The sequence below is a fragment of the Pseudonocardia nigra genome (genome assembly GCF_019396355.1).
In the GTDB taxonomy this organism is placed as follows: domain Bacteria; phylum Actinomycetota; class Actinomycetes; order Mycobacteriales; family Pseudonocardiaceae; genus Pseudonocardia; species Pseudonocardia nigra.
The window spans coordinates 1-1,144 of record NZ_JAHKRK010000486.1 but is presented as its reverse complement, the minus strand read 5'-3'; the positions used below and the strand labels follow the sequence as shown (position 1 = coordinate 1,144).

At 74.7% G+C, this 1,144-nt stretch carries 1 protein-coding gene; it reads right to left on the bottom strand.

All coding sequences use genetic code 11. The features are described from left to right. The coding region (locus tag KME75_RS41780; protein ID WP_219420545.1) for a tyrosine-type recombinase/integrase at nucleotides 1-1,038 on the bottom strand (1,038 nt) is incomplete at its 3' end. Nucleotides 1,039-1,144 lie beyond the last annotated feature (106 nt).

Below are 1,144 nucleotides of genomic sequence, written 5' to 3'. Positions count from 1 at the left end.
GACCCGCACCGGCGCGAGATGGATGTAACCGACCGACGAATCGGTGTGGGCGTGGCCGAGCAATGCCTGGATCACCGCCAGGTCGACCCCGGCCTCGGCCAGCGCGGTGCCGAACGAGTGCCGCAGCGCGTGCGGATGCCCGGCCGGCACCCCGGCCCGGTCGCGGTGATAGCGGAAGATCGTGCGCAGCCCGGCCGGGGTCAGCGGCTGGCCGCGGTTGCGGCCCTTGGCCACCACGAACAGCGTGCTCGCCTCGGTGTCCGGGCGTTCGGCCAGCAGGTAGGTCTGGATCCAGCCGGCGACCTGGGCGTCGACCGGGACCCGGCGTTCCCGCCCGCCCTTGCCGGCCACCCGGGCCCAGCCCCGGGCGATGTCCACATCGGCCACGGTCAGGGCGAGGACCTCGGCCGAGCGCAGACCGGAGAACAGCATCAGCCCGGCGATCGCCCGGTCCCGCCAGGAGCGCAGGCTGCCCAGCAGCGCGTTGGCCTCGCCGGCGTCCAGGGCGCGCGGCAGCCGTCGGGGCTGGCGCACCCGCAGCGCCGAGCGGGGCTGCGGTCGGGCCAGATGCCCCAGCAGCCCGTCCCGCTGACCGGGTGCGGCCCGGCGGGCCGCCGGCCCGCGCGGCATCGGGTTCGGCGCGCTCGGATCGCGCATCGCCCGGAACGCGAACAACCCGCCCACGGCGGCCAACCGCCGGTTCACCGTCGCCGCCGCCAACCCCTCCTCCCGGCCGCCGCCCGACGACCCGGCATCCGCGCTCGACGGGCCGCTCGACGGGCCGGTGCTCCGGCAGGAGGCCAGAAACCGCAGCAGCATCTCGGGGTCGACCTGATCCAGTCGCCGGTCCTGCCCGGCCAGCCAGCGCAGGAACGCCAGCAGGTCGAACGCGTAACCGCGCCGGGTGCCTGGCGCGTAATGCCGGTCGCCGAGATACCCGAGGTAGTCGTTGACCAGCCGCAGATCCTCGCTCTCCGGGCCGGCCACCACCCAGCCCTCGTCCCGCCGCTCGACCCGCAACCCGGTCACCGCCGTCATGAGACGGGTATCAACCACCATGCCCGGTGTCGGGGCAAGCACCCCGACCATCACGGCGTGTCGCGCCCGAGCCGGGTTCGATTAGCCGGTAAAAGGAGACACCACC